Genomic DNA, 25,969 nt, shown 5'->3' with positions numbered 1-25,969 from the left:
GGGTTTAAGGGCTATATAACTACTAGGATAGGGCTGTTAACCAAGCTGACCAGTGTCTTGAAGAATAACTTGGGGGTGGTGGGAATGGGGCGCGATCGAATTTTGGGATATGGGAGGGAGGGGCGATCAGGCTCTTGCTATTACTCCTGATGGTACTATAGACTCTATTATTCTGAGTTTTATAAATGATATGTTACGCAAAAGTAGCGATCGGGCTTTCGTCTTGTTGACGTTGAAATTATTTTATTCTCTTACTAATTAGGTGAACCTATGAGCATTCAACTTGTATCAGCAAATATCAAAAACTTTAGGAGCTTAGGTGATGTCAAGTTGGATTTTAGAGATTTAACGATTCTCGTAGGCTGTAATTCTAGCGGGAAATCGAACTCTTTGGCAGCATTGGCTCTTATAAGTTATATGCTGAAAGCCGGTTCCCCTCCTCCGGCTGAATTTATGCAAAACTTGTTAAAGTTGGGGGTACAAGAAAACTTGGCTTTCTCTATTACCGTAAAAGAAAAACGAAAAACAGCAGAATATACTGTATCTGTGGATCTTGGAGCGGGAAAACCTTTTTATTCTCAAGAAACACTTTTTATAGGTAAAACTAAAGTAATAGACATCAAAAATGGCGAAGGTAAAGTCAAAGATGAAAATGGTAGAAATTCTCAAATCTATCAATCCAAAGCTGGTAATTTAGCGTTAAAGTCTGCTGGTGATTTTGGAGACAAACCATTTACTGCAAGACTAGCAGAATTTATTAAAAATTGGGACTTCTACAATCTAGATCCTGAATTGATGAGAAGAAGCGCCATGTTTGTGATTGGTGGCAATATTCCCATCGCACCAGAAAATACTCCTAGTCTTGGCAGCCGAGGTAGGAAAATTCAAGAGGTTTTACAATACTGGGCTGAAAACAAGCAAGAAAAGTTTGACTTAATCAGTCAAGAACTTGATAGCTGTATGGGTATCAGCTTAAAGTCAGGCGTCACAGAAGAAGGAGAGACTATTGTTAAAGTCTTGGAAAAAGATAGCTTAGAGGTTCCCTTATCTAATATGTCAGATGGCACTCTCAGAATTATAGCTTACTATACCCTACTTCATGAAGATAAGCTACCTACGCTGATTGGTATTGAAGAGCCAGAACGAAATCTTCATCCCGGAATTTTAAGAGATGTTGCATCTGTAGTAGAAAGACTGTCTAAAAAAACGCAAGTAATTATTACAACTCATAGTTCTCAGTTACTTGACTGTTTCAATTTGGAGGCAATAAATTCGGATGTTTCTGTAATTCTCCTCAGCAAAAGAGATGGCTTTGGAACACAAGCATTTCTTTTAGATGAGTTGAGTAAAAGTCGGGATGATTTATCTGAATGGATGAGAGACTTTGGAGTAGGCAGTGCAGTTTATCACAGTCATTTACTACAAGAAATTTTAGAAAAATAGCATGAGTAGTATTCGTATTTGGACTCCAGAGTCAGATTTTGATAGTAAAACTGTTTGCTGCATAGCTCAAAAAATTGTTGAATATTATGACTCTAATATAACGGTCTTGGACAGTTCTAAGGAAGCTTTCAATCAAGCTATAAAAAAAACCGACTCTGACGGATTAAAAAAAGCAGTTGATACGTACCTTAAAAGTAGTGAATTGGTCATATTTTTGCTGGATGCAGATGGCGTACAATCAGAAGCTAAACGTTTGCAAGAACCTAATTCTTTAATTAATAGAATTAATAGAGTTGTAGCACAATCTCAAGGTAAAGCTTTGTTGATTATGATACGTCAAGAACTGGAAGCTTGGTTATTAGTTGACTGTCTAGGCATTTGTTGCTACTTTAGGAAAAATCAGCAAACTAGAAGCGATCCGCAATGGGTAAAGTTGGCTAAAAAATTTCAAAAAGGTAGAACTGAGTTAATAATCGAAGCAGAATCAGGGGGGAAAAATGCTAAAGAGTATTTAGTAGATTTCTCTAAAGTCATTCTCAAAAAGATTAATCCTCAACTTCAACCAAGGGATTTAAAAAAGTCGCAATATGAGGAAAATTACTCACAGAAAATTGCAGAAAAATTAGAGATTAACAATCAAACGATCGCCCGAAATAACTCATTAAGTGAATTTGCTCAGCATTTCAAGAAGAAAGTAGATTCTAATCAATAAGTTGGCTGTGAATTGGGTTTAGTCCAAAAGTTCGTAGTAAGGATTTTTGTTCTTGTTTTCAAGTTGGGTAATAAAGGACTGAAGTCCTTACTACGAACCGGCTTTTTTAGTGTTGTGCTACCCTTACAGCAAGTCTTTCAATTTCTCATCTTCTCCCAACACTTTGATTACCTGTTTAATCTCCTGCGTCCTGTCCTTTTTCACAATCAAAGTTACATTGCCATCTCTGACAACTACCACATCTTCTAAACCAATGGTGACAATCACCTCATTCTCATCGGCTGCATAGAAAATGCCGCCTTTGGTGTCAATTCCGACGTGTTTTGCTAATTCCACATTCGGTTTGTCTCCTTGCAGCAAACGACCGATGGCATTCCAATCTCCCAAATCGTCCCAGCTAAAGCCTACGGGCAGAACACAGGCTTTTTGCGTCTTCTCCATCAGCGCGTAATCGATGCTTATTTTGGCTAATTCCGAGTAAGCCTGTGCGCCTTTTGCTTCCAAAGCAGCCATCATTTCCGGTACATGATTTCGCAATTCTGTCAAGACTGTTTCGACTCGAAATACAAAAATGCCGCCGTTCCAACTAAACTTGCCGCTGGCGACAAATTCTTCAGCAGTGGTGCGATCGGGCTTTTCCGTAAACCTGGCCACCCGATAAGCCGGAAAACCCCCAAAACTGCCAATTTCCTCGCCTTGTTCGATGTAGCCGTAACCAGTCGAAGCATAACTCGGTTTTACTCCCAAAGTGGCGATCGCATCCTGATTTTTCGCCAACTCTGCCGCCGCCTCCAAAGTCTTGATAAACTCCTGTGGTTCCCCAATCCAGTGATCCGCCGGGAAAAAACCAACAACCGCATCCTCACCGTAACGCTTCGCAGTTTCTATAGCAGTCCAGGCCACCGCTGGCGCAGTATCGCGGCCCTCCGGTTCCGCCAGCAAATTCTCCGGTGGTAACAGTGGCAACTGTTCGCGAACCCCCGCAGCCAACATTTCCGACGTTACCACCCACAAATCGTCCCAACCGTTACCTAATTCCAAAAGTCTTTCCGCAGTAGCCTGCAGCAAACTCTTGCCGCTACCGTCGAGACTCAAAAACTGCTTGGGCCGCTGCTTGCGGCTCAGCGGCCAAAAACGTTCGCCTTTACCACCGGCCAGAATCACAGGAATTAAGGTTCTACTCATTGTTTAAAGTTTAAATAGTTCACGTCCATTTTGCCCTGATACCCGAGATGGTGTTTGTAAAGAATTACTGAGGCAGAATGATGATTCACTGTTGACTGTTGACTGTATCACCCTAAATGTAGGGCGCGCATTGCGTACCTTACCCAATATAAAACAACAAAACTCTCGTTAAGGACTCCTTGAAAATTGCTATAGCGACTAGCAATTACCATTACCTATTACTTCGACAATTCGATATTGAGTTCGTTCACGACACGGCGTTTGAGCGGGATAGATTTTTCTCTGGGAAGCAAGTCAAATACTTTCCGAAAAGCATCATCTACCTGTTCAAATGGTATTTGTCCTTTCTCATTAAAAACTACTTTCCCCGATTGGTCTAGGATGATAGTTTGAGGTACGAAACCTTCGTAATAATGGCTCGGTTCGGTGATTTCTGGTGACGGTTGCGGAGGCAAAGAGTCAATTGTTATGGGCATAAAATCGGCTTCGCGGCCGTAAAATTCCTGGAGTTGAGAGACGACGATCGCGTATTGCTTGGAGTCGCTGCTGTCATCAGTGTAAAAAACTAACAGTACGGGTTTATGGCGTTTGAAAGAATCTGCAATCTTGACTTTAGGAGGAACTAGGGAACCGTTGCCGGCGTAGAGTGCAAAGATTGTACCGTCAAAGCGATCGTCCGTAAGAGTTGCTAAAGCTGGCGCCGTGCCGCTTAGCAGTATGAAGCTAAGTGTGATCGCTACTGTTACAAGACTGGCTGACAAGATTCGCCTCAGCCAGCGGATGCCAGAAGCAGCAGTAACAATTGAATTTTTGTTCTCAGGAAATATCATAGGTTGTGGGCAGTTGCTGTAACGAAAGCGAAATCAGATGCAAAAACTTTCCTAAGTCTATCAGCAAAATGTAGGCAAAGGTTGTTGAATAGGTTAAAGTAGTTTCGGCTCGATGATCATAAATTGCTGATACTTGCGATCGACAAGGCGATTCTACAGGCCGAAGATCACTATTTGCGATCATCGACTTTTCAGGGGCGGACAGTTCCAGTCCGCGCCACAATAAAATTTATTTGTGGTGGGGTGGGCTTCTAGCTTCCCAGAAGGCTGCATGATCTTAAATTAAACTGATTACTAGAAACTGACAACTGGGAATTCACAACTAATGATAGCTTTGCTTGACGCACTCCTCGCCCAAACGCCCGCTGCTGAGGTTTCCGGGCCTGCTAACATCAATCTGGTGCAGGCGATTGTTTTAGGAATTATACAAGGATTAACAGAGTTTTTGCCCATCAGCAGCAGCGCTCATTTGAAGGTAGTGCCGATCGCCCTGGGATGGGGCGATCCGGGGGTTGCTTATACTGCTGTAATTCAGTTGGGCAGTATTGTCGCAGTGCTTTGGTATTTCTGGAAAGACTTGACAACTATAACTTTGGGTGCTGTAGATGCTGTGGTGCGGCGCGACTACAAATCGCAAGAGTTTCAACTGGCGCTGGGATTTGTTTTGGGAACAATACCTCTAGCCTTTTTTGGGCTGCTAATCAAGGCATTGGTTCCAGGTTTTGACAAGTCGCCGCTCAGGAGTTTGGCCAGCATCGCCATTGCTTCGATAGTCATGTCGCTACTTTTAGCAACAGCAGAAAAAATTGGCAAGCGCAATCGCACTTTTGAAAAGTTAACTGTTCAAGACGGTATTTTGATGGGATTAGCTCAAGCAATCGCATTGATTCCGGGGTGTTCGCGATCGGGTTCCACTCTAACAGCAGGATTGTTCATGGGATTGGAAAGACCTGCTGCCGCGCGGTTTTCTTTTTTATTGGGAATTCCCGCGATTACTCTGGCTGGATTAGTGGAATTAAAGGGTGATTTGGCACAAGGAATCGGCGATGCTGGAGTTGCAGCTTTGATAGTGGGAACGATTTCGGCATTTGTGTTTTCTTATTTGTCGATCGCCTGGCTAATGAAGTTCCTGCAAACTCAAAAGACGTGGATATTTGTATTGTATCGGCTAGCTTTTGGCGTAGCCATTTTAACGGCGCTCGCAGGTGGGGCAGTGCGAAATATATAAAATAGGACTGACTTGAACCTAATTATAGCCCTTCTCAAGGGCGGTGAGTTATGTCCGGTAATGGGTAAGAAAGCAATCGCTCGCCCTCGCACCTTACTCACACTTTTTTGCCCTATATATGCCGTAAGAGCTGCAACTTGACAAGCATGAGAGTTTAAGGCTTTGACAAAGGGATATTCAGCTCTCAACGCTGTATTGTGACGATACATATCTTTTTGTTCCACACCTCGGTTGCCCATCCAAAAACGGACACATTTGTTGCGGACAAACTGAGCGGTTTTAATCGCTTCGTCTGCAGCAGCGTATTGAGTTGTTTTTGCCTTAGCCTTAAACTCTAAAAGTATCATTGACGTGGAAAAACTTTACGTAATTATTGTAGTATAGAAAAGCCGTCAAGCTAAGGATGGGGCTTGTATCCTATTAATTTCGGTAACGCTAAAAGGAGAGTGGCTGTGAAAAAAGTAGCAGTATTTGGCAACCCTGGAGGCGGTAAATCAACTCTCAGCAAGAGATTATCCGACATCACTGGGTTGCCGCTTTACGTCTTGGACAAGATTAAATATTGATCGGGCGGCGTTGAGGTGTCACAGGAACACTAGAAGCGCGCCCATCAGGAAATTTGGCAGACTGACAGATGGATTATTGACGGGTTTGGTTGCATGGAAACCGTCTGGCTGCGACTTGATGAGGCGGATACTCTGGTTTATGTCGATCTACCGCTATACGTGCATTTCTGGTGGGTGACTAAACGAATGATCTCGGCTTACTTTAATCCGCCCGAAGGCTGGCCAGAAAATAGTCCAATATTCAAGGGTTCGATGATCGGTTACCGCGTGCTTTGGTTGTCTCACAAATATTTAACTCCAATGATATCGCCAATATATCGATCGGGCGCGAAGTAGCAAAAGTGTTTATCACATCATATCTACTGAACAGATTTCGCAATTTTTTGAGTCTATTGAAAATGAGACCAAGATTAAAGATGGTGAACTGATATAATCAACTTAATGACTCAGTTACGGTTCACATTAATACGATTAATTTATGGAACCCACACTGGAAGCTAAGTTGTGATGCCGATCGAGAGATGGCTGCAACTACCCGCCAAGCTGTACAGGAAAAAATTGCAGGCGATCGCACGTTAATGTTGGCCTATCATTTTCTGTATCCGGGTATCGGACATTTGCGATCGGGGCGGATTTGAGTGGCAACCTGTCAACTGGAAATTTGAAAGTTTATCCTGCTTGTGGAAGTCATGCAAAGGTTATCTGCCGCTACTAACCTTGGTCGTTATACAGTTTCATTGTAATCTATAATCGAGCAGTAAATTCTTGCTAAGAAATGCTGTAGATCGACGATAAAAAATTATGCAGCAACAGAATTGGCAACCACCAGAATATATCCAACTCAAGGGTCAATTTGTCACGCTGAAGCCCCTCGTTCCAACAAGAGATGTAGGTGAACTCTATTCGATCTCGCATGGCACTCGTGAAAAGCAAGCGGTGTGGCACTATCTGTTCTATGGTCCGTTTGAAAGTCCCTCTGCCATGCAATACTGGATGGAAAGAGAAATGATTGGTAAGTCAGATCCTTTGACTTGGACAGTCTTTGAAAACTCCAGTAATACTCAAGTGGGGATTGTCGCATTACTAGCGATCGTTCCCAATCACCGTCGAGCAGAAATCGGTCATGTGTGGTTTAGCCCTGCTGTACATAAAAGTAAAGTTAATACAGAGTCACAGTTTTTATTACTTCAGCATCTTTTTGACGGCCATTCATACCGTAGAGTTGAGTGGAAATGCGATGCACTTAATCATGCTAGCCGAACTACGGCCGCCAGAATGGGATTTCTCTATGAAGGGCGTTTCCGACAACATATGATTGTTCGTGGCAGAAATAGGGATACTGATTGGTTTGCAATGACAGACAAGGAGTGGGGACGCTGTAAAGTGAATTTTGAAAAGTGGCTTTACTCAAACGAAAAACTCTCGTTGATGGAACTCAACAATGGCTGAGGTTAACTTGGAATTATGATGAGGATTTTTGGCACTATAATATATAGCAGTTTTCAGCTATTGGTACAAAGAAACCGGGTTTCTGGGGTGTGCTTCATAAACTTGGAATCTGTTATATGCTACACCAACTATCACGATTCGGCTTTCGCCGACGCTAAGCGATGTCTACCGAAACATTAGTTAACTGGCTCGAAGAGAGTACCGAATTAGGCATATTATCCCGCGAGATTTTACAGGCGATCGCGGGTGAAATGGAAATGGCAACTTTTCCCGCCGGATTTCGAGTGGTAATTGAGGATACGCCTATCACTAATCTCTATATTTTAGAACGGGGACAAGCCGATCGCTACCGCAGCAAACAACCGGGATTAATGTGGGCGAGTAGTTTGTTGCCGGGGGCGATCGTGAATTTATCTGCCCTCCAGCGATCACAACCTGCAGATAGCCGAATTATAACTCGGACAGAATGTCAATTTTGGGTAATTAGTGCCGATCGCTGGCGTGCTTTGCTAGAAAGATATCCACGGATCGCCGAAGCCTACGCTCAACGTTTGGCGGCGAAATTAGAGCAGCTAGAAGCAGAAATTGCCTACGAACGAGAGCGTCAAAATGCCCTCCGCAGCTATCTAGTACCTAGGGCGAGACGGGGAGTCATTGGCAATAGTCGTTATGCAGTGAAATTGCGCCAACAAATTCGCACGGCATCGAGTGACAGCCGATCGGTATTAATCTCTGGCGAACCTGGTTTAGAAAAGGATAATTTAGCTGCTTTAATTCATTTCGGTTCCCATCGCCGCAACGAGCCAATTATTCAGATTAAAAGTGCTTTACTTCAAAGCAATGGAGCGGAATTATTCGGGCGGTTGGGCGGCAAACCGGGGTTATTGGAATGGTTGGGAGAAGGGACGTTAATTTTAAATGACGTGCAAGAATTACCCGCTCAATTATGCCCCCAAATTCAGCAATTATTAACCGAGGGAACCTATACGCCAGTTGTTAAGGAAGGACAAATACCGCGACCACCGCGTCCTAGTAAGGCCCGGATAATTTTAATCTCAGAAATTGTGCAGCCCAAGCTAGATAAGCTGACACAACACAAGATTAAAGTCCCATCCTTGCGGGTGCGAAAAACAGATTTAGAAGCACAGGTTAACTATTATCTCAATATCATTGGTCGCAAAAAGAAATTAGTCAAGCCCCAAGTTACACCGGAAGCAATTCGCCGCTTACAAGCCTACGATTTTCCAGGGAATTTGCAGGAATTGCAGGGAATGGTCGAGCGCGCCTTAGTTCAAGCACAGGGGAGTCAGGTATTAACGGAAGAAGTGTTTTGGGCCCAAGCAGCAAAGAAACAAAAGTTTCGGCTGAATTTATTAAATATTTATCCAAAATTTAGGCAATTTTTACGGAGCGATTGGTATCCCGATCGCGTGAATTATTGGTTTACCACCTGGGTGTTTGCATTGGTGGTAATTATCCTGTTTGTTGCTCCCCAAGATAGACAACATAATTTTGCCCTAAATATCTTTTGGGCGTGGTGGTGGCCGTTAATTTTATTATTATTCCCCATCATCGGACGATTGTGGTGTGCTTTTTGCCCTTTTATGATTTATGGGGAAATCGTCCAAAAACTATCGCTGAAAATTTTCCCTCGAACTCTCAATAAATGGCCGCGCCAACAAGCCGAGAAATGGGGTGGCTGGCTTCTATTTGGGCTATTTACTCTGATATTTCTGTGGGAAGAGTTGTGGAATTTAGAAAATACCGCCTATTTATCCAGTTGTTTGTTGTTGCTCATCACCGCCGGGGCGGTAATTTTTTCCCTAATCTTCGAGCGACGATTTTGGTGTCGTTATTTATGCCCGATCGGGGGAATGAATGGATTATTTGCTAAACTCTCAATTATCGAACTTCGCGCCCAACAAGGAACCTGCGCGGCGGAATGCAGCACCTACCAATGTTACAAAGGCGGCCCCGGCTTGGGGGAAGGATTAACTACTAATGGCTGTCCGATTTATTCCCATCCCGCCCAATTAACCGATAATAAAGATTGCGTGTTGTGTATGACTTGCTTGAAAGCTTGTCCGCATCGATCGGTAGAATTAAATCTGCGCCCTCCCGGCATCGAATTATGGACTACCCACGTTCCTCACAGTTATGAAGTTGCCCTGTTATTTCTATTATTAGGCGGTATTTATCTGCATCGCTTGCAGGAGATAAATAGTTGGTTGGGACTGGGCATCAATTTAGAGCAATTTTTACCTCATTTAGGACTGTCGATAGCAGTGTTAATTATCCCGCCGATGATTCCCCTAATTGCCTACGCAATCATGCAGGCAATTTATCGATTGGGACAAGCAGAAACCATGCCATTTACAACCTACAAACCCCTCTCATTTGTCTCTCTCGCCTACGGTTATTTACCCTTAGTCTGGGGCGGTAGTTTGGCTCACTATTGGCGATTGGGTTTGCAGGAAGGCGGTCGAGTAATTCCCGTAACTTTTGCCACTTTCGGACAAATTAGAGATGATTTACCGAGTTTTGTTGGCGATCCAGCAGTGATTAGTTTTTTGCAAGGTTTCACTTTGATTGTATCATTATTAGTTACAATATTTGTAACTCAAAAAATTGCCAAGCGCTCAATTAAATCTTTGATTCCACAACATTTAGCGAGTTTGTGCCTGATGCTGAGTTTGTGGTATGCGATCGTGGGAAACTAAAATAACCATCATCAAGTTCGTAGTGCGGACTAAAGTCCGCAAAATCCTGCGGACTTTAGTCCGCACTACAAACCGTCTCGATCGCTGGTAATACACCGGACATGATATGATATGCCCATGCAAAGCAGTAGGAAATTGAGCAGCAAGCTTTCACCAATCTTGGCAGCAAGCAATGACCGAAGAAACATTACCGCTTTTTCATCTGACGGAGAAGATTTAGAAAGCACAGTTTAATATCATGATTGAGGTTGCTTGAAACTGAGATTTTGCGCCTGTCACATAAACCCGGTTAGGAGCAAAAACTCTGCAACAAAACCTATGTTTTTAGTCAAAAATTCGGTGGATAAATGCTTATTGAAAATGCTGAAATATTTAAGCTGAAACAAACTATGTCAATACCGACAAAAGGAACAAGAAAAATCCTAGTTGATGGGAAGCCTTTCATCTGGCTCATCCGCAGACAACCTACTTATACACAAGAGTGCTTTCAGGGCGGAAATCTTCATGTTGCTGTCGAACACGCTGAAGAACCGGGCGGGCGTGTTAGTTATCCTCACCGATCGACCTCATCCTCAAAACGGGAGTATAAATCACTCTGAAATACCAGTAAGACCCTCTGATGTAGCACAATGGATACGGCAAGCGGTGCAACTCGGATGGTAGCTTCAGCTACCCGAAATAACTTTTAAGGTGCCGATTGCAGGACTGTTTATGGAAAAAATATAATGCTGTTTATTAAGTAACCACACAAGTCAATTCTGTTAAAGACGATTCACTCGCCTCGGCGGAATTTAGCGATCGCCCGATCGCCAAATTCAGCCTAGACAAGTTAAACTGTAAACATTCTCCGCTAGCCACATCCTAAACTATGACCGCACATCAGGAATCCATCATCGACCAGTTCACTCGTCAGGCAATTCCATTCTCTAAATTGTACGCTCACACAAATCAAGAGTCTCTGTACCTGCTCAGAGAAATGGCGAGTGTATCTGACAAAGACACTGTTCTAGATGTTGCTTGCGGTTCAGGTATTGTTAGTTGTGCTTTTGCGGAAGTTGCCAGTCACGTTACTGGCATTGATATCACACCAGCGATGCTCGAACAAGCCCAGATTCTGGCGCAACAGAAAAACTTGATTAATCTGTCCTGGCAACAAGGAGATATTGAAACACTACCATTTCCCGATGCTACTTTTTCTATTGTTCTGAGTCGTTACGCTTTCCATCATTTTTTGCAGCCAGATGTTGTTCTATCAGAGATGGTTCGCGTATGTCGTCCAGGTGGTCGAATCCTGATTGCTGATGTTGCTTTGCCAGCGGATAAAGTGAATGCTTATGACCGGATTGAGAAGTTGCGCGATCCCTCTCATACTCGCGCCTTGACTCTGGAAGAGTTTCCAAAATTAGTCGCAGATGCCAATCTTCAAAATGTTAAATTGGCTTTTTACAAGGTAGAACTTGGGCTAGAACAACAGTTAGCTGCTTCTTTTCCCAACCCCGGCGATGACCAGAAAATCAGAGAAATTTTTAGAGAGGATATTGGTGTTGATAGTCTCGGAATTGGCGCGCATTTCAAAGGCGAGGAGATTTATTATGCGGTTCCAATCGCTGTCATCGTTGGCGATAAAATAGCCTAAGTTGTATCAACTAAAAACAAGTGTAACAGAGTCCCACTAATAACAAATAACCAATAAAAAACAACCACTAACTAATAAATATGAGCGATTTATCAACCCGACCAGCCCTAATCAGCAAAGTCATCCCCGATAGCATCGCCGCCGAAATTGGATTTGATGCTGGCGACGCCATCATTGCTGTCAACGGTCAAAAACCCCGCGACTTGATCGACTATCAATTCCTGTGCGCCGATGAATTTCTCGAACTAGAAGTTTTAGATGCCAAAGGCAAAACTCACAAGTTAGAAATAGAAAAAGAGTATGACGAAGACTTGGGAGTAGAATTTGAAACCGCCCTCTTCGATGGACTAATTCAGTGCAACAACCGCTGCCCTTTTTGCTTTATCGACCAGCAGCCTCCGGGCAAGCGGGAAACTCTGTATCTTAAGGATGATGACTACCGCCTCAGCTTTCTTTACGGCAGCTATCTCACTCTCACAAATTTGACTCAAAAAGAGTGGGACAGAATCGAACAAATGCGGCTTTCTCCTCTCTATGTTTCGGTACACGCTACGGAACCGGAAGTGCGAATTAGGCTGTTAAAAAATCTTCGCGCTGGGAAGATTCTCGAACAAATCAAATGGTTTCAAGAACGCCGCTTGCAAATTCACGCTCAAGTAGTTGTTTGTCCCGGTATTAATGATGGGGAACATTTAGAACGCACTTTGTTAGATTTGGCAAAGTTTCATACCGGAAATATTCCGGCTGTAGCATCGGTGGCTGTCGTGCCGGTGGGTTTAACTCGCTTTCGCCCTCCAGAAGATGAACTAATCGCAGTAACTGCGGAAAAGGCGCGAGAAGTAATCGAACAAGTGCAGAAAATTCAAGTGCTTTTGAGTCAAGGAAAAGGCGGCGCAAAAGCTAAAAAGCAGAATTCTAAATCGCGGTGCATTTGGCTGGCTGACGAGTGGTTTTTAATAGCTGGTTTAGATTTGCCGTCGGCTGCCGATTACGAAGATTATCCGCAAATCGGTAACGGTGTCGGTTCTATCCGCCAGTTTATCCAGCAGTTTGAAACGGCTTTTGAGAAGCTGCAACCGATGCAAGTCGATCCAGAGCGCAAGTTCGTTTGGGTGGTGGGGAATGCTGTAGAAAAAGCTTTTGAGCCGATCGTACAACAACTAAACCAAATTCCCGGCTTGTCCGTCAACATGGCAGCACTGTGCAGCCACTACTGGGGACAAACTATCACTGTTACGGGTTTGCTCACCGGGCAAGATTTGCTCGAAGCTTTGCAGGGGCGAGACTTGGGAGATGGTATCCTGCTGCCGTCGGTGATGCTAAAACAGGGGGAACCGCGTTTTCTAGACGACATGACCCTCGAACAGCTCGCCAGCTCGCTGAAAACCCGGATTTTGCCGGTGAGCGGAGTAGAGGAACTAATCTCGGCGGCGATCGGTCTGGCAAATGCTGAAGTTAAATTCTAAATTTTGAATCGAACATTCAAAAGTTAAGATGAGTAGGGTAATTGTGACTTGTAACCGTCGAGTTCAGGCTACAGACTAGAAACTTGAGACCTCAATCTTGCTCTAAAATTGTCTCTAGGATTGCAGAGTAATTAAAAAATTATGCGTGTTTTTCGTCAAATCATCGTAGTCGGAGTGGGTGCTGCAATTACTTTCAGCAACGCCGCACAGAGTGCTTCAGCACAGACTCCTGCTCAACCTCAGGACAGTTCCGCCCTTAGCAATCAGCTCGAATTAGGGCAGAATGTTCGATCGACCTCGAACACAGCGGCAGAATCAGCATCAGAGGCCGAACAGTCGATCGCCCTTAACCCGCCAACCTCCGAGTCTCAGCAGCAAGGGGGAGCAAAGATCGCATCAACTCGAACCCAGCCCGAGCAAGCATCAAAGCCTCAACAGGCTGCTCCGGCTTCCCCATCAACTCTGTCTCAGGGCGGTTCGACACCTCTAAGAGGGTTGGAACCGAAAGACGCTCAGCAGCCTTCCCCGAACCCTCCCAACAATATTCCTGTGCCCAGTTCCCCGGTACCCATTCTCCGGGGCACTCCGAACGAAAGTTTCCCCCCTCTCCCTCCGAGGGGTCTTTTAAACACCAATCCTCCGGCTTCCCTGGAACCCAACCCGAATCCGCTGCTGTTTCCGACAAACCCCGAGGATGTCAGGATCGAGCAAACTGAGTCAATTACCTTGCAGCAGGCGATCGACCTCGCCCGCCGCAACAGCCAAGTTTTGCAAATCGCCGGACAGCAAGTGGAACAAAGCAGAGCAGCTTTGCGCGAACAGCAAGCTGCTCTTTATCCAGACCTGAATTTTCAAATGGACGCCAGCCGTTCAATGACTGCTGGCGGAGAACTCGGAGTCCGGCGATTGCAGCGCCAGTTAAACTCTCGGGCTAATGGAACCGGGCAGCCCGCCCCCCAAGCCGGCACAAATTTCGGCAGCAACAGTCTCAACAGCACTTTGCAGTTGAGCTACGACATCGATTTGTTCGGAAGACGGCGCGCTAACATCCGCGCGGCAGAGGAACAGGTGCGCCTTCGGGAACTGGATGTGGAACGCCAAGCCGAGGAACTGCGCTTCGACACTGCTGAGGCTTACTACAACTTGCAAAACGCGGACGGACAAGTTGCCATCCGCCAAGCTTCGGTCAGAAATGCCCAGCAAAGTTTGCGGGATGCCGAAGCCTTGGAACGGGCAGGGGTGGGAACCCGGTTTGCTGTGTTGCAGGCTCAGGCAAATTTGGCTAACGAAGTGCAACAACTGTCAGTAGCCCGCCGCGATCAGCGAGTTGCCCAGCGGCGTCTGGCTGAGATTTTGAATATCAGCCAGTCAACGAACTTGACAGCGGCCGATCCGGTAGAGCAAGCCGGCTCTTGGAGGCTGTCTTTGGAAGAGAGTATCGTGCAGGCTTTTAGGAATCGCCCCGAGTTGGAACAGCAGTTGGTGCAGAGGGATATCAGCAAGCAGCAGAGGCGATCGATTCAGGCGGGGCGTTTGCCTCAACTGAGTGTTGGGGGTAGTTACAACGTGCTGGGGCAAGACCCTGACGACCCGGACCCGTTTGCTGCTCGCGGCTGGGCCGATGGTTATTCGATCCGGGCGAGTCTGACTTGGAGTATCTTCGATGGGGGCGCGGCGAACGCCAGGGTGAGACAGCGGGATGCTGATATTACGATCGCCGAAAGTCGATTTGACCAACTCCGCAATCAGGTGCGCCGGGAAGTGGAACAAGCTTATTTTGGCTTAGAGTCGAGTTTTGAGAATATCGAAACTTCTGAGGCGGGGGTTTTGCAGTCGAGGGAAGCTCTGCGTTTGGCGAGACTGCGGTTTCAAGCTGGTGTGGGTACTCAGACGGATGTGATTCAGGCGGAAACTGATTTGACTAGGGCTGAGAGAAACCGATTGTCGGCAATTGTCACCTACAACCTGGGGCTTTCGTCTCTCCAGCGGGCTGTGAGCAATCTTCCGACTAATAACCTCTCGGATGCTCCTTGAGATTGAGTTGGGGCGAGCTTTAATTACCAGATCAATTGGACATCCTGTATTAAACGTCCGACACATTAGTTAATATTTTGTAATAGAGTTCCATGTCAACTGCGTTAAGGGATCGGCAATGGCCAATATCAAGTTTGTGAAGGAAAATCAGGAAGTCATCGCAGCAGACGGAGCCAATTTGAGACTCAAAGCTCTAGAAAACCGCATCGATTTGTACACATTTTCGGGAAAGATGATGAACTGCGGGGGCTACGGTCAATGCGGCACCTGCATTGTGGAAATTGTCGAGGGCAGTGAAAATCTGTCGCCCCGCACTGACTTTGAGAACCGCAAGCTCAAGAAAAAGCCCGAAAACTATCGGTTGGCTTGTCAAGCTATGGTCAATGGCCAGGTGAGCGTGAAGACTAAACCGTGAGTTTCAGAAGGCAGAAGGCTAGAGATGCTAGAGATGCAGAAGGAAAGAAAAATGCAGAATGCAATAATTTTGTTTTTTTTCCTATTTCACTGTATAATCACGCATTTTGCCGATCTAGGAAAAGAAACTTGGTTTCTAGGACAAATAAGAGATTGGGCAGCAAGGCATCCAGCCAGAAAGAGGGTTTCGAGGCTTGTCGGTAAGCTCTTCTTCTGTCTTCGAGTTTGCCTTTTGCCTTTGAGTGATATCCTAGTTGTGTGTGTTTTTCTATTTTCCGATAGAGGCGAGCGTCTTCATGGAAGTTAACGATTTAGGGTTTGTGGCAACCATTCTGTTTGTATTGGTTCCCAGTGTTTTTCTAATCATTCTGTACATTCAAACAGCTAGCCGTCAAGGTAGAAAAGATTAGCAACTGCTGCTATTTCTGTCTGGCTTTGCTGCTTGCAAAAAAAAGCGCCAACAGCTTTTTGCTGAGGCGCTTTTTTTATTAACTGTTGAGTTTTAGCTGCTAACTCTTAACGATGAGATTCTAGCCGACTGTGCGGGCTAGCAAGACGGGACAGTTGGCATAAACTCGCACGTAGTCTGATAGCGAATTTCCCAGGAGTCGATCGATATCCACAAAGTTTTTGGCAACGCTGGGGCGCCGATCCGGGGAACCGATTACCAACAAGTCGGCATTCAAGTCGTCTGCAATCCGACAAATTTCTTCCCCTGGCTTGCCTGTAGCACTCACGCAGCGGTAGCTAACTCCCATTTGTTTGGTTAGCGCTACTGCCGGAGCTAATACGGGGTCTTTTTCAGCACTTGCTGTTAAATCTTCGCTGGCTTTTCCCGTCAAATCTTTGGTGACGTGTACTAAAATTATCTCTCCGCCACTGACTTCTTTGACCAAAGATAGCGCAAGCTGCAATGACTGTTTGGCAGCTTCTGATTTGTCTACCGCTACCATGACGCGCTTGATTTTTTTGACGTAAATGTCGTCTTTGACTAACAGCATCGGTCGAGATGTTAGCTGGAAAACGTACTGGCTTACTGAGTTTTCCAAAATCGATTGCAGCCGTCCGAGTCCCCGGGAACCCATAATTACTAAGTCGGATTGTTCTTCTTCTGCGACTTGGCAAACTGTGGTTTTCGGGTCTCCCTGTTTGAGCCGAGGATTGACTCTGCTGGGATCTATTTTCAAAGACTGGACTGCTTGTGCTAAAATCTTTCCTCCTTCTTCCAATTTCTCAGCCATGCCATCGGAGGTTACTTGGGGCGGCACGACGTGCAAGACGGTGACAGAGGTTTGTTGCAAGGAAGGGATGTCCATCAACATATTAAACATCTCTTCGCACAAGCCGCGACCGGCTACGGCTACTAAAATTTTTTCTATCATGGTTTTGGCGGTAAAAACAGTTGAGTTTTCTTGTGCGACGTTAAACTAGGGCGTTGGTACTCTAGTTTCTTACTGTCAAGCATAAGCCTGAAGTTTGTCTTATGATTTGTAGAAATGTAGCGTTTTGGAACGATTTGTAAAGTGTTAGAGAACGATCGAACTCAACCAGAACTCGCACCGGCTGGTGCTATTCAAAATCGGCGCGGGATGGACTCTGAGGGCTGGTTTGAATATTTGGTGCGAGTGTATCCTCACCATACTGACTACAGCGGTGTGGTTTGGCACGGTACTTATATTACTTGGATGGAGGAAGCTAGGGTGGAAAGTTTGCGCTCTCTCGGCATCGAGTATGCAGACTGGGTGGCGCAGGGTTTGGAATTGCCCGTGGTGGAACTTTCGCTGCGCTACCACCGGGCTGTACAAATGGGTCAATCTGTGGCAGTCAGAACGCGGATCGCTGCTACCGAGGGTGTGCGGCTGCTTTGGGATTACGAAATTCGATCGGCTGATACTCAGGAGTTATATGTGACAGCACAGGTAACTTTGGTTGGTGTCGATCGCGACAAGAACAAGATTATCCGGCAATTGCCACCGGCACTAAAGGAGGCTTTGACAAGGCTTTCTGTTAAACCTTCAACCTAAGCTGCTGTTAACTCTAAAAAATAGTTTTTGCAGCCCTAGTAAGTAGAGTGCGTGACTTTTGAGTTATTCCCTTCGCCACCAAAATATTCTTTGGTCACGCATCCTACACAACTGCCTTTTGCCTTCATTGGAACTCTTAAGAATGTCAAAAAAACTGGAATTGCCAGAGCCAAATATTGAACGTCAGCACAATATTTTGGAAAAAACCGAGCTAAACTCTGCCTTAACAACTGAAGACCAAACTATTGTTTTGGGAAAGCCGGACAGTTTAAAAAACGGTGAATTAGCTGAAAGTCAAGGCAAAATTTGGGCGATCGTTTCGCTGTCAGCGGCGCTGCTAGCGGTGTCGCTGGCGGCGATTTTTATTAGGTTGAGCGAACGGGAAATCAGCCCGAATGCTACTGTTTTTAACCGTTTGTGGATAGCAACTGTAGTATTTGGACTATGGAATGGTGCGGGTGTTGCGCGTCGCCGAATGTCTGGGGCTGAAGTTGAAGAGCGATCAAACTACACTCTGCAGGATGTGATGCTGTTAACAGCCGTAGGCGTGGTTTCTTCTGCTTCTGTGGTTTTCTGGGCCTGGTCACTAAGTCAGACTAATGTCGCTAATTCTACTGTACTGCGAAACTTAACTCCTTTATTTACTACTTTGGGGGGATGGCTCCTGTTGGGGCGGCGCTTTGACAACAGGTTTTTGGTGGGACTGGCGGTGGCTTTGTGTGGCGCAATTGCGATCGGAATCGACGATTTGCAAACTGCGGGAGACAATCTTGCCGGCGACTTTGCTGCTCTTTTATCGGCGATGTTTTATGCAGGAAATCTGCTCATTTCAGAACATTTGCGAACCAAGTTTCCGGCAAAAACTATATTGATATGGCGATGTTTCATTGGCAGTATATTGGTTTTGCCACTGGTTCTGCTTGCGGGCGATCGAGTTTTCCCTTATTCTTGGCAGGGATGGCTGACTGTAATTGCTTTGGCGGTGATTTGCCAAGCTTTCGGTCAGGGACTGCTTATCCACAGTCTGGGTCGTTTGTCCTCGGAATTTGTAGCTTTTTTCCTGCTGCTAGAACCCGTAATTACGGCTATTATGGCTTGGGTGCTATTTTCAGAAAGTTTGAGCTTGTTTAATTGGTTTTCTTTTTCTGTGGTTTTGGCGGGAATATATTTGGGGAAATCTAGCGGTTCGGTGGCTAAAAAATGAAATACAAAGGAAAAAATACTTAAATGATTCCCACATCAATGGGCATGAAGAGCTGGCATTATGACTTTTGTTTGCTTCCTCAATATTTGGAGGTGCTGTTTGCTAAATTGCGGATTGCGGTAGTGTTCGGCGGCGACTGCGCTCGCCCCGGAGCAGTGATTTACAAAACTCACAATCCCCGCTCTTGGAAGAGCTACGAAGTTGTCGCCCGCGAAATTGCTAAAGCCTTAGTAGAAATTGGCTTTCAGCAAGTCTTTGTCATACCTGACGACATGAAGTTGCCGGAACAACTCAAACAGAAAAATATCCATTTAGTGTGGCTGAATACTGGCGGAGTCCAGGGATACAATCCTGTTTGTCACACTCCCGCCTTGTTGGAAATGTTGGGAATGCCTTATGTCGGTCACAATCCTTTAAATAGTTCAACTTTAGATAACAAACACGCTTTTAAGCGGGAACTGCAATCAGTCGAAATTAAAACTGCTCCGTTTATGACTTGGCATCCTTCTCAAGGAATGTTGCATCCTAATTTGCATCAGCGTTTTGCCATTGCTTTTGGTGACTATCAAGGGCCGTTTGTTGTCAAACCAGTATCCGGTCGCGCTTCACTGCACGTTCATTTTGTAGACAATATTGAGGGTTTGTCTCAGGCGGTTTCGGAAGTTCACCGAGACACTCACAATACTGCTTTAATTGAAAAGTATTTGCCGGGACGAGAATTTTGTGTAGCGGTCTGCGGCTATGTTACTTATGCTAAAGGCAGATTTTATAAAAATACCCAACCCTTTGCTTTTTCGACTGTAGAGCGGGTGCTGGAGCCGGAAGAACGCATCTTTACTTCTATGGATCAAAAGGCGATTACGGCCGACCGAGGACGGTTGATGGGCGGTGACGAACCTGAACTAAAACAAGAGTTAATTGAGTTAGCTCGAAAAATTTATTGGGAGTTTAGTTTGAACAGTTTGGTGCGGATCGATGTCCGAAGTGATTCTGATGGCTCGCTTTATGTTTTGGAAGCAAATCCCAAACCGGATCTGAAACATCCACGGGAAAATGTGACGAGTTTGGTAGCTTTAGGTTTGGCGGAATACGGGATGAGCTATAACGATTTAATTTTTAGTTTACTGGCGGATAGGTTGGATTATTTGTTGACTCAGCATATCGGAATTATTCCTCATATTGTGGATTTGCTTCATTAATTGGACTTGCAGGGTGCGCTGGGCGCACCTTACCTGTAAACAAAAGGAATTTGTAAAGAAATATAAATTGTTTTGCCAAGTGAACACAGGCTGGCAAGTTGTGATAGCTTTGAGTAATATCAATTCCGGTGGCACTCCTCATGATTGTTGACTGTTGACTGTTGACTGTTGAGTCGGAGTCGCAAAACTGAATGGTTGAGTGTTAACTGTTGGCTCAATTTTATTATTCCGATGGAACTGGAAACGATATAAGATAGCGATTTGTGGATGCCCGTTTTTGGGTCAGCATCAAAATAACTCAATTTATTTTAATTAGATAAAACAAATGGAAGCATTACTTTTATTAATAGGATTTGGAGGCGGGGCATTAGTGTGCTGGCTAATTTTGAATAAGCGAAATTCACGCAATTTGGTGCGGATGCAGGGTTCGCAGGAAGCTATATCGAATTTGGCTGCTCAGTTGGATGCCAGAACTTCGGAATTGCGGCAAAAGGTGCAGAATGAAAATCAGCTAAATTCTGAATTGTCTCAGTTGCAAAGTCGGTTGGGAACTGTGACTCGCGAGCAAGAATTGTTAAAAAATCAAGTGTCGGAAATGGAAGAATTTTTGGCAGGAATTGCCCGCGATAGATCGCAAATTGATGCTCTGATTGCTGATTTGCAGTTTCAGCTAGAAAATGCTCAACAATCTGAGTCCCAGTTAGCAGAAGTGGCAGAACTGAAAGAGCAGTTAGAAGTTGCGGAGCAGGAGCGATCGCAACTTAACGCTCAATTGCTGGAAATGCAAGCAGAGTTAGAGACGGTGGATGCAGAACGTTCTCAATTTCACGCTCTGCTATCTGAATTTGAGAGTCAGTTGGAAACGGCTAGCCAAAGCAGATTGCAGGTACAGTACCAATTGTCGGAAATTCAAATTAAGTTCGATCGCTCCATTGAAGAGCGGCAGCAACTTCAGTCTCAACTGTCGGGTTTGCAAGCTCAACTGGAATTAGTGGAAGCAGAGCGATCGCAATTTACTTGGGAATTGTCAGAGCTACAAGCTCTACTGGAGAGTGCAGAGCAAGAACGCGAAATACTAAACTCTCAATTGCAAACTGCTCGCGAACAAGCACAGCAACCTCCATTTGAAGTATTAGAACTGCAAAGACAGTTAGAAGCTGCTAATCTGGATAAAATGCAGTTAAACTCTCAAGTTCATGAACTACAACTTCAATCGGAAATGGTGGTTTTAGAGCGAGAAAGACTGCTGTCTGAGTTGTCAGAATTGGAGTCTCAGATACATCGCAAGGAGGGAGATAACTCGCAACTCCAGTCTCAGTTATCAGAACTGCAAGCTCAATTAGAAACTGCTAACACAGAACGATCGCACCTTTATTCTCAACTGTCGGAATTGCAAGGTCAAATCGAGACAGCAAACCAGAGTGAAACTCAACTTCAATCTCAAGTATCCGACTTAGAATCTCAGCTAGATAGTGTGCGTCAAACTAGCTCTCACTTAGAAGTTCAGCTAGAAAGTGCTAACACAGAACGCTCGCAACTTTATGCTCAACTCTCGGAACTTCAAAGTCAAGCCGAGACAGCCCACCAGAATCAAAATCAACTTCAATCTCAAATTTTGGAGTTAGAACACCAATTAGAAAGTGTGCGTCAGAATCGCTCTGAATTGGAATCTCAACTCACTTCTAAAATTTCGGAATTCCAAAGTCAAACCGAGACAGCAAACCAGAATCAAACTCAACTTCAATCTCAAGTATCGGACTTAGAACAACAGTTAGAAAGTGTGCGTCAGAGTCGCTTTGAATTGGAATCTCAGCTCACTTCTCAAATCTCGCAATTCCCAAGTCAAATCGAGACGGCTAATCAGAATCAAACTCAACTTCAATCTCAAGTATCGGACTTAGAAAATCAGCTAAATAGCCTGCGTCAAACTCGCTCTGAATTAGAAGTTCAGCTAGAAACAGCTAACACGGAACGCTCCCAACTTTATTCTCAACTCTCGGAAATTCAAAATCAAGCCGAGACAGCCAATCAGAATCAAACTCAACTTCAATCTCAAGTATCGGACTTAGAACATCAGTTAGAGAGCGTGCGTCAAACTCGCTCTGAATTGGAATCTCAGCACACTTCTCAAATCTCGGAATTCCAAAGTCAAATCGACACAGCCAATCAGAATCAAGCTCAACTTCAATCTCAAGTATCTGATTTAGAAGCTCAGCTAGAGAGGGTGCGTCAAACTCGCTCTGAATTGGAATCTCAGCTCACTTCTCAACTCTCGGAATTGCAAAGTCAAATCGAAACAGCTAATCAAAATCAAACTCAACTTCTATCTCAAGTATCCGACTTAGAAAGTCAGTTAGAAAGTGTGCGTCAAAGTCGCGATGAATTGACATCTCAGCTAGAAACTGCTAACAGAGAACGATCGCACCTTTATTCTCAACTGTCGGAATTCCAAAGTCAAATCGAGACAGCAAACCAGAATCAAGCTCAACTTCAATCTCAAGTATCCGAGTTAGAACACCAACTAGAGACAGTTTATCAAGAACGCTTGCAGCTAACATCGCAACTTTCAGAAGCGGGGGATCTACAATCTGAGCATTTTGACTCGGAATCAGAGCAAATTGAAGCATCTACTTCAGATACCAAAGTTGGGAAGAGTCAAGGATTTGTTGTTTCTCAGCAGGGTCAAGGCGATTATACTACTATTAGCGAAGCGCTGAAAAATGCAGCAGCCGGCACGCGCATTGACGTGCATCCAGGCGTTTATCGTGAAAGTTTAATTCTCGACCAATCGGTAGAAATTATCGGCAGCGGAGAGGTCGATAGCATTGTGGTTGAAAGTATCAACTCAAACTGCATAAAAATGGCAACTGATACTGCTTTAGTGCGGGGTTTAACGCTGAGGGCCACTGGGAAATATTACGCTGTAGATATTCGCAAAGGCGAGTTAATCATAGAAGACAGCGATATCACTTCTGCAGACTATTCTGTGGTGGGAATTTGCGGCCCTGATACAAATTCTATCCTCCGCCGCAGTCAAATTCATAATGGGGTATGGAACGGAATTTTTATATCGGATAATGGGAAAGCAACGGTGGAAGATTGCAGTATTTTTGACAACGGCAGTTTGGGAATAGGTGTCGGATTGGGAGGAAAATTGCTCGTGCGCCGGTGTCGGATTAATGGTAATGAAGGTGAGGCGATCGCCGTTTACAGAGATGGCATTGCTACCGTGGAAGATTGCGATTTAACGGGCAATGCTGGGGGTGCTTGGCGCATTGCAGATAACGGATACTTGAAGGGCAAAGGCAATCAAGAATAGAAGAAGGAAGAAAGAAGAAGGAAGAGGGAAGAAGGAAGAGGGAAGAAGGAAAAGAATTCCCAATTAGCGGTTCCCAATCCCCGATTGCCAATACCCAATTACCAATTCTAAATGCCTAACAATCGAGCTGGATTGTGTTTCGTCATTAAATCAATTTCGTGCGGAGAAAGGCCTTCATTTATCAATTTTTCCACAAATAATTTGTAACCTTCCGCCGGCAAAGGATCTGGTTCTCTTCCCAAATCCGTACTCATAACAAAATGCTCTGCTCCGATTAGTTTAATCGCTGCTGCCATCTTAGTAATAGAAACTTGATGCCAGTTTTTGTGTGCCTCATCAGCGGCATTTTCTCCCATCAAATCGTTCACAAATGCGAGTTCTAAGAAAGCTCCGGCTGCGGCGGCTGTTTGCATATTTTCTAGGGATAAACCGGGTACATCCGCCATTGCGTGGGTAATCAGGATGTTTTTAATGTTGAGCAGGTTGGCTTCAGCGACAACTGCCATCACTTCTTCTGAGGAAATATGACCGGTTTCCAATATTAAATTTTCTTTGGCTACCATCTTCAACACCGCTGCTGTTTCCGGTAAAACCTTGCCATTTTCCGCAACTTTAATCCCAATTCCCGACTTGTGAAAAACCTGCAAGTGATGCTCAGCATCAACCGTTGGCAACCACACTATTTTACCGTATTTGCCACCGATGCGGTGCATTGCATCTACAGCCTCGGGATTAATTCCCCCTACCGACTTATTGAGAACAACTCCCCCGAAAACTTTGATTTCTGGTACTATTTTATTCACCAAAACTGCCCGCGCTGCTGTACTCGCAAAGTGATTTTTCAATACAACAGCTTTCATCTTCGCACTAGCAGCTAATTTCGCTACCTCAAAATCATCCAACCTGCGAGGAATCACATCAGGAGAAGAATGAATGTGAAAGTCGATCGCACCTTCGATCGTACTCTTTGGCAAATTGACCATCGGCGAATCTCCGACAGCATAAACTGGCAGACAAAACCAATAGCAAACCATCCAAACTAACGTAAAAAAAACAGCTTGCATTCATCCCCTCTTCCCTTCTCCCCTCTGTGTTCTCTACGCCCTCTGCGGTTCATTCTCTCTTAATTCTCTCAAATAAAAGATTTAACCGCATTTGCTAACGCTTCTGCATTCTCTTCGTGCATACCCAAAGAACCAGGAATAACTCGCGATTCAACACCCGGTAATTCTGTTAATGCTTCCATTTCAGCCTTTGATTTTGGTGGCGCATTTTCAGCAATTACAACCATCACCGGCACGGCTAATTGTTGAAATTTATCTGTAAATTCCGATCGCACTTTTGCCGTATCTAAACCACCAGTCACAAAGGCAGCGGGACCGTAGCGAGCACCGGGTTTTTGCGTAATTTTCCACTTATTTTGAATGAAATCCGGCGTGACTTTAGCTGCATCAACATACACGTGGCGGCGGTACATCAAACTGAGGAATGACGGTGCAGTGTTGAGTTTGTATAGAAATTGTCCCAGTAAGGGCGATCGTACTAATTCTCTCACCATTCCGTGCCATCCGCTTTGCTGTTTGCTCATCGTCGGCAAAGGCCCGCGCCAAGTCGGTGCAGCTAACACAATCTTTGACCAAACATTCGGCTGTGATTGCGCTAACTGCATCGCATAACCCGCAGCGTGACCAGCAGCAACTACAGCAACCGGACTATTAAAAATTGCCTCAACAAAATCCTTGACAAATTGATGGTATAATTGCGGTTGATAGTCGGTTCGCGGGCGATCCGAGTCGCCAAAACCCGGCCAATCTAAGCTCACGACTTGAAATTTATGAGCTAACAATTCTGCTAAAGGACGCATTTCTTCTCGCGTGGAAACCGTACTGAAAGCAGGCAGCAGCAATACAGGATTTCCCTGTCCTATGGTTTCGTAAATAACTTTGATTTGCGTTTTTTCCCAATTCCAGATATATTCTTGAACTGCGGCGGGATAGTTGCCAGAACCTGATTTTGTTAAATTTGTAGTTTGAGTCATGGCTGTTTATTCTTTTAATTTGCTTCGGCTTGCTTGGTCAATTCACAAGCAAGTGCCTTATTTTTCATCATTTGAAAGATGTTGTAAAATCCGTTAGCGCGGGAAGGTGTCAGACTCACATTCAATCCCGTGTCTTGAATAAAATCTGGGGTAATGGTGACAATTTCAGCAGGCGTTAATCCGCTCAAACCTTCCACCAGCAAGCCAACTAATCCTTTGACTAACTGAGCGTCTGAATCGCCTTGATACAAAACTTTTCCGTCTGCCAAATTTGCAGTAACATAAACTTGCGACGCGCAGCCAGAAACTTTGTTTTCCGGCAGTTTGTCGCTTTCAGGAAATGCTGGGAGTCTTTTGGCATACCACAGCAGTTGTTCGTAGCGCTGTTTTGGATCGGAATGTCGCTGAAAGCGCTGAACGATTTTAGCTAGGGCTGGGGGTAGCGCGGTGTTTGCGGACATGATTCACTGGTAGCGGTTTACTTCGTTAATATTATACATTT

Annotated in this window: 22 protein-coding genes; 16 read left to right on the top strand and 6 right to left on the bottom strand. The window is 44.9% G+C overall.

What is annotated here, in order from left to right; all coding sequences use genetic code 11:
- The first annotated feature begins 270 nt into the window (after window positions 1-270).
- Window positions 271-1,443: an AAA family ATPase gene (locus QUB25_RS09425; protein WP_333182957.1), complete on the top strand. Its 1,173-nt coding sequence runs from the start codon at window positions 271-273 to the stop codon at window positions 1,441-1,443.
- Between the two features lies 1 nt (window position 1,444).
- Window positions 1,445-2,155 (top strand): hypothetical protein, encoded by a 711-nt coding sequence (locus QUB25_RS09420; protein WP_333182955.1) that lies wholly within the window; start codon window positions 1,445-1,447, stop codon window positions 2,153-2,155.
- A gap of 123 nt (window positions 2,156-2,278) precedes the next feature.
- On the opposite strand, the gene QUB25_RS09415 is transcribed toward QUB25_RS09420, so the two are convergent.
- Both QUB25_RS09415 and QUB25_RS09410 read right to left on the bottom strand, forming a co-directional pair.
- Entirely contained in the window at window positions 2,279-3,340 is a 1,062-nt protein-coding gene (locus QUB25_RS09415; RefSeq protein WP_333182953.1) for a mannose-1-phosphate guanylyltransferase, read from the bottom strand.
- A gap of 218 nt (window positions 3,341-3,558) precedes the next feature.
- Window positions 3,559-4,170: a thylakoid membrane photosystem I accumulation factor gene (locus tag QUB25_RS09410; protein WP_333182951.1), complete on the bottom strand. Its 612-nt coding sequence runs from the start codon at window positions 4,168-4,170 to the stop codon at window positions 3,559-3,561.
- Window positions 4,171-4,495: 325 nt separating this feature from the next.
- Between QUB25_RS09410 and QUB25_RS09405 the strand changes: the two genes are divergently transcribed.
- The 10 genes from QUB25_RS09405 to psbM all read left to right on the top strand — a co-directional run bounded on the left by QUB25_RS09405 (window position 4,496) and on the right by psbM (window position 16,093).
- On the top strand, window positions 4,496-5,398 hold the full coding sequence (locus QUB25_RS09405) for an undecaprenyl-diphosphate phosphatase (protein ID WP_333060737.1): 903 nt from the start codon (window positions 4,496-4,498) through the stop codon (window positions 5,396-5,398).
- 659 nt (window positions 5,399-6,057) lie between these two features.
- Window positions 6,058-6,300, top strand: coding sequence for a hypothetical protein (locus QUB25_RS09400; RefSeq protein ID WP_333060734.1), 243 nt, complete (start codon window positions 6,058-6,060; stop codon window positions 6,298-6,300).
- Window positions 6,301-6,765: 465 nt separating this feature from the next.
- A complete protein-coding gene (locus tag QUB25_RS09395) occupies window positions 6,766-7,413 on the top strand; it encodes a GNAT family protein (protein ID WP_333182950.1) in 648 nt (215 codons plus the stop codon).
- 161 nt (window positions 7,414-7,574) lie between these two features.
- Window positions 7,575-10,133 carry a sigma 54-interacting transcriptional regulator gene (locus QUB25_RS09390; RefSeq protein ID WP_333182948.1) on the top strand — a complete coding sequence of 853 codons (2,559 nt, stop codon included), beginning with the start codon at window positions 7,575-7,577 and terminating at the stop codon, window positions 10,131-10,133.
- A 347-nt stretch (window positions 10,134-10,480) separates the two neighbouring features.
- Window positions 10,481-10,732, top strand: coding sequence for a hypothetical protein (locus tag QUB25_RS09385; protein ID WP_333182947.1), 252 nt, complete (start codon window positions 10,481-10,483; stop codon window positions 10,730-10,732).
- A 269-nt stretch (window positions 10,733-11,001) separates the two neighbouring features.
- Entirely contained in the window at window positions 11,002-11,769 is a 768-nt protein-coding gene (locus QUB25_RS09380; protein WP_333182946.1) for a methyltransferase domain-containing protein, read from the top strand.
- 80 nt (window positions 11,770-11,849) lie between these two features.
- On the top strand, window positions 11,850-13,235 hold the full coding sequence (locus QUB25_RS09375; RefSeq protein ID WP_333182945.1) for a TIGR03279 family radical SAM protein: 1,386 nt from the start codon (window positions 11,850-11,852) through the stop codon (window positions 13,233-13,235).
- Window positions 13,236-13,376: 141 nt separating this feature from the next.
- A complete protein-coding gene (locus QUB25_RS09370; protein WP_333182943.1) occupies window positions 13,377-15,269 on the top strand; it encodes a TolC family protein in 1,893 nt (630 codons plus the stop codon).
- Window positions 15,270-15,387: 118 nt separating this feature from the next.
- Window positions 15,388-15,684: a 2Fe-2S iron-sulfur cluster-binding protein gene (locus tag QUB25_RS09365; protein ID WP_333038569.1), complete on the top strand. Its 297-nt coding sequence runs from the start codon at window positions 15,388-15,390 to the stop codon at window positions 15,682-15,684.
- 295 nt (window positions 15,685-15,979) lie between these two features.
- Window positions 15,980-16,093, top strand: a complete 114-nt coding sequence (gene psbM, locus QUB25_RS09360) for a photosystem II reaction center protein PsbM (protein WP_015177760.1) — start codon at window positions 15,980-15,982, stop codon at window positions 16,091-16,093.
- A 120-nt stretch (window positions 16,094-16,213) separates the two neighbouring features.
- Here the strand turns inward: psbM and QUB25_RS09355 are convergent, their stop codons facing one another.
- The gene (locus QUB25_RS09355) at window positions 16,214-17,065 is read right to left on the bottom strand and encodes a universal stress protein (protein ID WP_333064215.1); all 852 of its coding nucleotides are present in this window, start codon (window positions 17,063-17,065) and stop codon (window positions 16,214-16,216) included.
- 141 nt (window positions 17,066-17,206) lie between these two features.
- Between QUB25_RS09355 and QUB25_RS09350 the strand changes: the two genes are divergently transcribed.
- The 4 genes from QUB25_RS09350 to QUB25_RS09335 all read left to right on the top strand — a co-directional run bounded on the left by QUB25_RS09350 (window position 17,207) and on the right by QUB25_RS09335 (window position 23,429).
- Window positions 17,207-17,707, top strand: coding sequence for a thioesterase family protein (locus tag QUB25_RS09350; RefSeq protein ID WP_333038573.1), 501 nt, complete (start codon window positions 17,207-17,209; stop codon window positions 17,705-17,707).
- A gap of 142 nt (window positions 17,708-17,849) precedes the next feature.
- Complete coding sequence (locus QUB25_RS09345; RefSeq protein ID WP_333182941.1) at window positions 17,850-18,911, top strand: DMT family transporter; 1,062 nt, start codon at window positions 17,850-17,852, stop codon at window positions 18,909-18,911.
- 23 nt (window positions 18,912-18,934) lie between these two features.
- Window positions 18,935-20,110, top strand: coding sequence for an ATP-grasp domain-containing protein (locus QUB25_RS09340; RefSeq protein ID WP_333182939.1), 1,176 nt, complete (start codon window positions 18,935-18,937; stop codon window positions 20,108-20,110).
- Window positions 20,111-20,435: 325 nt separating this feature from the next.
- Window positions 20,436-23,429, top strand: coding sequence for a right-handed parallel beta-helix repeat-containing protein (locus tag QUB25_RS09335; RefSeq protein ID WP_333182938.1), 2,994 nt, complete (start codon window positions 20,436-20,438; stop codon window positions 23,427-23,429).
- A gap of 107 nt (window positions 23,430-23,536) precedes the next feature.
- Here the strand turns inward: QUB25_RS09335 and QUB25_RS09330 are convergent, their stop codons facing one another.
- The 3 genes from QUB25_RS09330 to QUB25_RS09320 all read right to left on the bottom strand — a co-directional run bounded on the left by QUB25_RS09330 (window position 23,537) and on the right by QUB25_RS09320 (window position 25,928).
- Window positions 23,537-24,493 (bottom strand): DUF6282 family protein, encoded by a 957-nt coding sequence (locus QUB25_RS09330; protein ID WP_333182936.1) that lies wholly within the window; start codon window positions 24,491-24,493, stop codon window positions 23,537-23,539.
- A gap of 68 nt (window positions 24,494-24,561) precedes the next feature.
- Window positions 24,562-25,467, bottom strand: coding sequence for an alpha/beta hydrolase (locus QUB25_RS09325; RefSeq protein ID WP_333182934.1), 906 nt, complete (start codon window positions 25,465-25,467; stop codon window positions 24,562-24,564).
- A 14-nt stretch (window positions 25,468-25,481) separates the two neighbouring features.
- A complete protein-coding gene (locus QUB25_RS09320) occupies window positions 25,482-25,928 on the bottom strand; it encodes a SufE family protein (protein WP_333064207.1) in 447 nt (148 codons plus the stop codon).
- Window positions 25,929-25,969: the final 41 nt, after the last annotated feature.

Origin of the sequence: Microcoleus sp. B3-D7 (assembly GCF_036705305.1) — a bacterium.
Classification (GTDB): domain Bacteria; phylum Cyanobacteriota; class Cyanobacteriia; order Cyanobacteriales; family Microcoleaceae; genus Microcoleus.
This window is presented reverse-complemented; position numbering and strand designations above follow the sequence as displayed.